Here is an 8976-nt window from a genome sequence, read left to right as displayed (position 1 = left end):
GCTGCGGCACCTCGGCGTGCGGCAGGTGCCCCGACCAGAACCGGACCATCCGGGCCCCCGGCAGCAGGCGCGCGGCGCGCCGCGCGTCTGTCGGCCACGGCACCACCGGGTCGAGCCGGCCCCAGGTCAGTAGCACGGGAACGGCGATCGCGGGTGCGAACCGGCGCAGGTCGTGCGCGGGATCGAGGAACGAGCGCCACACCGCGCTGTGCACGGCCAGCCGAGCCGGAATGCCTCGCATCAACCGGACTCTACGCAGCGCCGCCCGGCTGACCGGGGTACGGCGCACCGTGTACGCCGCCGCGAGCGGGCGGACGAGCCGGCGGGCCGCACCCACCGAGCCCATGAGCCGCACGAACGACCGGGTGATCAGGGAGAACCGGGTGAATCCGCCGGGAGCCACCAGCACCAGCGCGGCGACCCGCTCCGGTCGGGACACCGCCTGGCGGACCGCCGCGTAGCCGCCGACGCTGTGCCCGATCAGCACCACCGGTCCGAGGCGTCCGCCGGCTGCCCGGTCCAGCCCGTCCAGCGCCTCGTCGAGGATCCCGGCGAGGCCCGGCGCGCCGACGGTCGTGCCGTCGCACGGGCCGGGTGAGCGACCGTAGCCGGGCCAGTCCAGCCGGATCACGGTGCGCCGCTGGGCCAGGCCGCCGACGACCCCGTCCCAGTCCCGGGCGTCGCCCGGATTGCCGTGCAGCAGCAGCACCGCCGGCCCCCGCCCGACGACGGTGTAGCTCACCGGCCCCAGCGCGGTCGGCAGTTCGTCCTCTTCCGCCATGCCGCTCAGTATGCCCGTTGACAGACCGACCGGTCGGTCATAGCGGTGAGCATCACCACTTCACGGAGGGAGCGCAGCGTGATCCCCACACTGATCCTGCTCGGGGCGGTCCTGGGCCACTGGTGGCGAGTCGTCCTGGTGGCCGCCGCTCTCGGCTGGCCCGCCCTGCTGCTCGGCACCGGTGCGTCGGGCCTGGAGTGGGGGCTGGTGGTCGGGTCGGGGCTCGCCGTCGCCAACGCCGGCCTCGGGGTGCTGGTCCACCGGACTGTCGCCCCGCTGGCCCGGCGCCTGCGGGGTGCGGCGGGATGAGGACGAACCCGCTGCTGCTGCCGATCGTCCTCGCGCAGGGGATGTGGCTGCGTTCCACGCTGGAGTTGGCCGCCCCGGCCGCCGGGCCGACCGGCGGGACGGTGGGCGACCCGTCCGGTCCCCCCGTGCGGGTCGGCATCCTGGGTGAGTCGACCGCGGCCGGCTGCGGGGTCGACACCCACGACGAGGGGTTCTCGGGCTGCCTGGCCCGAGAACTCGCCGCGCGGACCGGCCGGCCCGTTGGCTGGGAGGCGGTCGGGCAGTTCGGTGCCACCTCCAGCCGGATCCGCCACCGGCTGCTGCCCCGGCTCGGCGGGGACCTGGACGTGGCCGTGCTCCTGGCGGGCGCCAACGACGTGCTGACCGGCCGCACCCCGGAACACTGGCGGGACAATCTCGTCGCCATCCTCGACGAACTCGCCGGTCGTGCCGGGCGCGTCGTGGTGAGCGGGGTGCCGCCGTTCGCGTACGTCCCCGCTCTGCCGGCCGCGCTGGGTCGCTACCTCGGGGAGCGCGCGGCCGCGTTCGACGAGGTCTCCCGGCGGGTGTGTGCCGGGCGGGCGCGGACGACGTGGATCAGCATCGCCGTGCTCCCGGGTCCGGACTTCTTCGCCGGGGACCGCTTCCACCCCTCGGCCTCCGGATACCGCCGCTGGGCCCGGGCCGTCGCGGACGAACTCACGCACTGAGCCACCGCCGATCGGGCCGGCGCGGAGGCTCCGGCGGGGCTGCGGAACGGCCGGCGCCGGTGCTGGTCGTGCTTGCGTTTTTGTCGGTCCCGAGGTGTACTCTCTCCAGTAGTTAGAACGAGTGTTCGATTGGATGTCGGTGTCGGGTCGGCCAGTGCCGAGTCGATCGGCGCCGAGCCAAGACGGCGCCGGCCGACGTGCCGATCGACGCTCGACAGGACGCCGGGGGCGGCGTTCGCGGCGTGGCCCCCGGAGGTGCGGTTTCGCGAACCGCACCTGGGTCGCCGGATCTCGCGAGTCCGGGCCCGTCAGGCAGGATCGTCGCCCGCCGCCCACGACCCCCGGGCGGCGGGCGACGAACCCGCCGGTGCAGCCGGCCGGGTGTGGTGTGGGGAAGCGTCCACATCCGGCCGGCTACCCACCGATGCGTCTTCCTCCGCATCGGACCATCTCGATCCGGCGTGTCGCCGTGGGCCATCCGGCACCGGCGACGCGCCCCCACTGGGTGACCACCTGGGTGACGCGGAGGAGACAGTCCCATGCCGACCAGCCAGGCGCCGATGGTGCCGTCGCACGTACTCCCACACCGCACCCCCGCCCAACTGCTGGCCATCGCCCGGATGGGCCTGGCCGAGGCCGCCGAGACCCGTCCCGACGGCCTGCGGTACGCGGCGGCGCACCTGGCCGCGCTCCGGGCCGCCGCGGCGATGCTCGCCGCCCGGGCCCGTCCCGCGCCGACCCGCCGCAACCGTGTCACCAGTGTCTGGGCCCTGCTGGTGGTCGTCGCCCCGGAGCTGGGGGAGTGGGCCAACTTCTTTGCCACCGGCGCCACCAAGCGGGCCGCCGCCGAGGCCGGGATTCCCCGGGTGGTGAGCGCCCGGGAGGCCGACGACCTGCTGCGCGCCGCCGAGCAGTTCGTCGCGGTGATCGAGGTGGCGCTCGGCGTGGCCCACCAACCCGTACTCGACGGAATGGCCGCCTGAGGCGGCGGGACGCGGAGCGTCGAGGCTCGACCGCGCGGCGGCGGTCCGCCTGATCGGTACGGCATCACCCGCCTGACCGGGGCACGGGAAGGGACCGGCCGGGCGGCGGGAACAACGGGGGGCGGGACGAGATGGCGGGGCGGATGGCGGCCGGTTCCGCCGCGCTGGCCGGGTTGGTCCGACCGGCGAGCGACCCGGATCCGGTGGGCGCGTACCGGACGTTGCCGGTCCTGCCGGAGCTGGCCGGGCTGCTGCCCAACCGGGGGCTCCGCCGGGGCAGCACGGTCGCGGTCGGGATCGGGCATCCGGCGCACAACGGCGGCACCTCCCTGATGCTGGCGCTGCTCGCCGAGGCCTCCCGCACCGGGTCGTGGTGCGCGGTGGTCGGGGTGCCCACTCTCGGCGCGGTCGCCGCCGCCGACCTCGGCATCGCGCTGGACCGGCTCGCCCTCGTGCCCCACCCCGGACCGGAATGGGCGACCGTGGTCGCCGCCCTGATCGACGGGGTCGACCTCGTGGTCACCGCCGTGCCCGGGACGGTCTCCGCCTCGGTCGCCAGTCGACTGGCCGCCCGGGCCCGGCAGCGCGGCAGTGTGCTCGTCCCGTACGGCCGGTGGGCCGGTGCCGACGTCACGCTCCAGGTGCTGCGCGGGACGTGGGAGGGGCTGGGCCAGGGCCGGGGCCGGCTGCGTCGCCGGGAGGTGACGATCTCCGCCCGTGGCCGTGGCGCGGCGGCGCGACCCAAGGAGGTCCGGGTCTGGATGCCGGGTGACCGGCCCGGCCGGGGACCCGTCCCGACCGCCGTCCCGACCGGGTCGACCCCGGGGAGGTCCGCCGCGCGCCGGACCTCCCTCACCCTGGTCGGAACGTGACACGCACCGGTGGCGCGGAGGGCCGCCGGGGTCGGGCCAACAAGAATCGAACACACGTTCTAAGATCAGCGTAATCGCTGGTCAAGGGAGGTGTGTATGGCACGGACCATGCTGGTCTGGTGCCCCGACTGGCCGGTGGTCGCGGCCGACGTCGTCGACGGGGTCTCCGCCGCCGGCCCGGTCGCGGTGCTGCACGCCAACCGGGTGGTCGCGTGCTCCGAGTCCGCCCGCGCCGAGGGGGTGCGCCGGGGGCTGCGCAAGCGGGAGGCGCAGAGCCGCTGCCCCGGGCTGACCACCGTGGACCACGATCCCGGCCGGGACGCCCGCGCCTTCGAGATGGTGGTCGCCGCCGTCGAGGAGGTGGTCGCCGGAGTCGACGTGGTACGCCCGGGTGCCTGTGCGGTCGCGGCGCGCGGGCCGGCCCGCTACTTCGGCGGCGAGGAGCGGGCCGCCGAGCGGATCGTCGAGCACATCGCCGAGACGTGCGCGGTGGAGAGCCAGATCGGCATCGCCGACGGGGTCTTCGCGGCCGGACTGGCGGCCCGGTCCGGGCGGATCGTCCCGCCGGACGGCGCACCGGAGTTCCTCGCCGGGCTCCCCGTCGAGGCCCTCGGCCGGCCGGCGCTGACCGACCTGCTGCGCCGGCTGGGCGTACGGACCCTGGGCGACTTCGCGGCGCTGCCCGCCGGGGACGTACTGGCCCGGTTCGGCTTCGACGGGATGCTCGCGCACCGGCTCGCCGCCGGCCGCGACCACCGGCCGCTCGCGGTCCGCCGCCCACCGCCCGAGCTGGCGGTGACCGAGACCTACGACGATCCGCTGGACCGGGTCGACGCCGCCGCCTTCGCCGCCCGGTCACTCGCCGAGCGGCTGCACGACACGCTCAGCGGGCACGGCCTGGCCTGCACCCGGCTCGGCATCGAGGCGGTCACCGCGCACGGGCAGGAACTGCACCGGGTCTGGCGGCACGACGGGCTGTTGACCGCGGCGGCGATCGCCGACCGGGTGCGCTGGCAGCTCGAAGGGTGGCTCTCCGGGACCAGCCGGCGGCCCGGCGCCGGTCGGGCCGGGCCGCCCCGGCCGACCGCCGGGATCATCCGGTTGCGCCTGGTCCCCGAGGGGGTGCTGGCGCACGTCGGCCTGCAACCCGGGCTGTGGGGCGAGACGGGGGAGGAACGGGAACGGGCGCACCGGGCGCTGAACCGGGTGCAGGGCCTCCTCGGGCCCGAGTCGGTGGTCACCGCGGTGCTCGGCGGTGGACGTTCACCGGCGGAGCAGGCCCGGCTGGTGCCGTGGGGCGACGAGCGGACCCCCGGCCGGTCGGCGGAACCGCCGTGGCCGGGCCGGCTGCCGCCGCCCGCCCCGGCCGTGGTGTTGCCGGCGCCGCTGCCGGCGGCCGTCTTCGACGCCGCCGGTGAGCCGGTCCGGGTCTCCGCCCGGCTGGAGGTGAGCGCCCCACCGGCCCGGCTGGAGATCGGCACCCCGGGCGCCGCCGGGGCCGCCGGCTCCGACCGGCCGGCGACCACCGGCGGGCCGGACCGGCCCGGAACGGCCGCCGGCTCCGCCGAGATCGTCGCCTGGGCCGGCCCGTGGCCGGTGGACGAGCGCTGGTGGGCCCCGGCCGAGGCCCGCCGGCGGGCCCGCTTCCAGGTCAGCCTCGCCGACGGTACGGCGCTGCTGCTCTCCCTCGGTGCCGGCCACTGGTCGGTGGAGGCGGTCTATGACTAGGCCGTTTCTCGAAGTCCTCTGCCGGGCTGCGCCGGGCCCAGACGACGTCCGGCGGCGTTGCGGATCTGCCCGGATACCGGTGTTGTATCCGGGCAGATCCGCGCCTTGCCGGATCGCCGCCTGGACCTCGGCTCGCCTCGGCCAGGACTTCGAGACACGACCTTGGCGTTCCCCGGCGATCGAGGTGGGTCGCCGATGAGCTTCCACAACCCGAAGATGCCCTGGTCGGAGCTGGAGCGCACGCTCTCCGGCCGGACGGGCGGGCGCGGCGGGCACCTGCACGTGGTGGACCCGCTCGCGGTCGACGCCGACGGCGGCGACTCCCCGGCCTGGACCCGCAAGCGCCCCGGGTACGCCCCGCCGGAGCCGCCGGCGCCGGTCGAGGGCGCGGTGCCCTACGCGGAGCTGCACGCGCACACCAACTTCAGCTTTCTCGACGGGGCCAGCCATCCGGAGGAACTGGCCGAGGAGGCCGCCCGGCTGGGTTTGACCGCGCTCGCGGTGACCGACCACGACGGGTTCTACGGCGTGGTGCGGTTCGCCGAGGCGGCCCGCGCGCTGCACCTGCCCACCATCTTCGGCGCGGAGCTGTCGCTGGGGCTGCCCGGCCCGCAGAACGGCGAACCGGACCCGCTCGGCCGGCACCTGCTGGTCCTCGCCCACGGCCCGGAGGGGTACGCCCGGCTGGGCCGGACCATCGCCCGGGCCCAGCTGCGCGGCGGGGAGAAGGGGCGCCCGGTCTACGGGGAGTTGGAGGAGGTCGCCGGGGAACTGCGGGACCACGTCCTCGTGCTCACTGGGTGCCGGAAGGGGCCGGTGAGCGCGGCGCTGCTCACCGAGGGGGTCGAGGCGGCGGCCCGGGAGCTGGACCGGCTGACCGCGCTCTTCGGCCCGGAGACGGTGGCGGTGGAGTTGACCGACCACGGGGACCCGTCCGACGGTGACCGCAACGACGCGCTCGCCGGGCTGGCCGCCGCGGCCGGGCTGCCCACCGTGGCCACCAACAACGTGCACTACGCCACCCCGTCCCGCCGGCGGCTGGCCACCGCGCTGGCGGCGGTACGGGCGCGGCGCAGCCTGGACGAGATCGACGGCTGGCTGCCGGCCGCGGCAACCGCCCACCTGCGCGGCGGTACCGAGATGGCGGCCAGGTTCGCCGCCTACCCGGGTGCGGTGGCCCGGGCCGCCGAGTTCGGTGCCGAGCTGGCCTTCGACCTCAACCTGGTCGCCCCCGAACTGCCCGCCTACCCGGTGCCGCCCGGGCACACCGAGATGAGCTGGCTGCGCCGGCTGACCATGGACGGCGCGCTGGAGCGGTACGGCCCGCGCGAGGCGCACCCGGAGGCGTACCGGCAGCTCGACCACGAACTGAAGATGATCGACGAGCTGGGTTTCCCCGGCTACTTCCTGGTGGTCTACGACATCGTGACGTTCTGCCGGCGGCGGGACATCTACTGCCAGGGCCGGGGCTCGGCGGCCAACTCGGCGGTCTGCTACGCGCTGCGGATCACCAACGTCGACGCGGTCCGCCACCAGCTCCTCTTCGAGCGCTTCCTCGCCCCCGAGCGGGACGGCCCGCCGGACATCGACGTCGACATCGAGTCCGATCGCCGGGAGGAGGTGATCCAGCACGTCTACGAGTCCTACGGCCGGGAGCACGCCGCGCAGGTGGCCAACGTCATCTCGTACCGGCCGCGTTCGGCGGTGCGGGACATCGCCAAGGCGTTCGGCTTCTCACCCGGCCAGCAGGACGCCTGGAGCAAGCAGATCGACCGGTGGGGCCCCCGGCCGGAAGGCATAGGCCGGACAAGCGCGGTGGCTCCGGTGGACGTCGACGACATCCCCGAGCACGTGGTCGCGTACGCGAACGAGTTGCAGACGTTTCCCCGGCATCTGGGCATCCACTCCGGCGGGATGGTGATCTGCGACCGGCCGGTGATCGAGGTCTGCCCGGTGGAGTGGGGGCGGATGCCCGGCCGCACCGTGCTGCAGTGGGACAAGGACGACTGCGCCAGCGTCGGGCTGGTCAAGTTCGACCTGCTCGGCCTCGGCATGCTCTCCGCGCTGCACTACGCGTACGACATGATCGAGTCCACCCTCGACCTCAGCTCGATGTCCCTGGACGACCCCGAGGTCTACGAGATGCTCTGCCGGGCCGACTCGATCGGGGTGTTCCAGGTGGAGAGCCGGGCCCAGATGGCCACCCTGCCCCGGTTGAAGCCGAGGGAGTTCTACGACCTGGTGGTCGAGGTGGCGCTGATCCGGCCCGGCCCGATCCAGGGCGGTTCGGTGCACCCGTACATCCGGCGTAAGAACGGTCTGGAGCCGGTCGACTTCCCGCACCCGCTGATGCGCAACGCGCTGGAGAAGACCCTGGGCGTGCCGCTGTTCCAGGAGCAGCTGATGCAGCTCGCGATCGACCTGGCCGGCTTCGACGCCGGCGGCGCCGACGAGCTGCGCCGGGCCATGGGCTCGAAGCGCTCCGCCGAGCGGATGGCGCAGATCCGCGACCGGCTCTACGCGGGGATGGCCGAGCGCGGCATCACCGGCGACCTCGCCGACGACGTCTACCTCAAGCTCTCCGCCTTCGCCAGCTTCGGTTTCCCGGAGAGCCACGCGATGAGCTTCGCCTACCTGGTCTACGCCAGCTCCTGGCTGAAGCGTTACCACCCGGCGCCGTTCCTCGCCGCGCTGCTCAACGCCCAGCCGATGGGCTTCTACTCGCCGCAGACCCTGGTCGACGACGCACGCCGGCACGGGGTGGAGGTACGCCGGCCGGACATCAACGCCAGCGGCGCCAAGGCGGTGCTGGAGTCCACCCCCGAGACCCGGTGGGGCAGCGCGCCGGGCGAGCCGCCGCACCGGTGGGGGCTGGGCGGGCCGGCGGTCCGGCTCGGCCTGTCCGGCGTACGGACGATCGGTGACGACCTGGCGGAGAAGATCGAGGCCGAGCGGACGGCCCGGGGGCCGTACCGGGACATGCCGGACCTGGCCCGCCGGGTCGGGCTGACCAGCGCGCACCTGGAGGCGCTGGCCACCGCGGACGCCTTCGCCTGCTTCGGGCTGACCCGGCGGGCCGCGCTCTGGGCGGCCGGCGCGGCGGCGCAGGAGCGGCCCGACCGGCTGCCCGGCACGGTCACCGGAGCCGCGGCCCCCACCCTGCCCGGGATGGAGGCGGTCGACCGGCTGGTCGCCGACGTGTGGGCCACCGGGCTCTCCCCGGAGAGCCATCCGGTCCAGTTCGTCCGGGAGCAGCTCGACGCGGTCGGTGCGGTGCGGATCGCCACGCTGGCCCGGCTCGACTCCGGGCGGCGGGTCCGGGTCGGCGGCATCGTCACGCACCGGCAGCGGCCCGCCACCGCCGGCGGGGTCACCTTCCTCAACCTTGAGGACGAGACCGGGATGCTCAACGTGACCTGCTCGCCGGGGTTGTGGCAGCGCTACCGGAAGGTGGCTCGGACCAGCGCGGCGCTGATCGTGCGCGGGCGCCTGGAGAAGTACGACGGCGTGATCAACCTGACCGCGGACCGGCTCGACGCGATCACCCCGCCGGTCAGCCCGGCCTCCCGCGACTTCCGCTGAGGTATAAGGAAGAGGTGTAAGGAAGGGCCCCC

The 8976-nt window shown here is 75.2% G+C and carries 7 protein-coding genes; 6 read left to right on the top strand and 1 reads right to left on the bottom strand.

The annotated features are described in order from the left end of the window. The coding region (locus tag ACQEUR_RS24400) for an alpha/beta fold hydrolase (protein WP_433035441.1) at window positions 1-781 on the bottom strand (781 nt) is incomplete at its 3' end. Between the two features lie 78 nt (window positions 782-859). On the opposite strand from ACQEUR_RS24400, the gene ACQEUR_RS24395 reads away from it, so the two are divergent. The 6 genes from ACQEUR_RS24395 (at window position 860) to ACQEUR_RS24370 (ending at window position 8944) form a co-directional block, all read left to right on the top strand. Next, window positions 860-1090: a hypothetical protein gene (locus ACQEUR_RS24395; protein ID WP_433035438.1), complete on the top strand. Its 231-nt coding sequence runs from the start codon at window positions 860-862 to the stop codon at window positions 1088-1090. Beyond that, on the top strand, window positions 1087-1779 hold the full coding sequence (locus tag ACQEUR_RS24390) for an SGNH/GDSL hydrolase family protein (RefSeq protein WP_433035435.1): 693 nt from the start codon (window positions 1087-1089) through the stop codon (window positions 1777-1779). The genes ACQEUR_RS24395 and ACQEUR_RS24390 overlap by 4 nt, the downstream gene beginning before the upstream one ends. Before the next feature lie 539 nt (window positions 1780-2318). Further along, on the top strand, window positions 2319-2762 hold the full coding sequence (locus ACQEUR_RS24385) for an SAV_6107 family HEPN domain-containing protein (RefSeq protein WP_433035431.1): 444 nt from the start codon (window positions 2319-2321) through the stop codon (window positions 2760-2762). Between the two features lie 131 nt (window positions 2763-2893). Further along, entirely contained in the window at window positions 2894-3634 is a 741-nt protein-coding gene (locus ACQEUR_RS24380) for a hypothetical protein (protein ID WP_433035428.1), read from the top strand. Window positions 3635-3730: 96 nt separating this feature from the next. After that, a complete protein-coding gene (locus ACQEUR_RS24375; protein ID WP_433035425.1) occupies window positions 3731-5362 on the top strand; it encodes a DNA polymerase Y family protein in 1632 nt (543 codons plus the stop codon). Between the two features lie 195 nt (window positions 5363-5557). Next, window positions 5558-8944, top strand: coding sequence for an error-prone DNA polymerase (locus ACQEUR_RS24370; RefSeq protein WP_433035422.1), 3387 nt, complete (start codon window positions 5558-5560; stop codon window positions 8942-8944). Window positions 8945-8976: the final 32 nt, after the last annotated feature.

The organism is Plantactinospora sp. CA-290183 (assembly GCF_050936375.1).
GTDB lineage: Bacteria > Actinomycetota > Actinomycetes > Mycobacteriales > Micromonosporaceae > Plantactinospora.
This window is presented reverse-complemented; position numbering and strand designations above follow the sequence as displayed.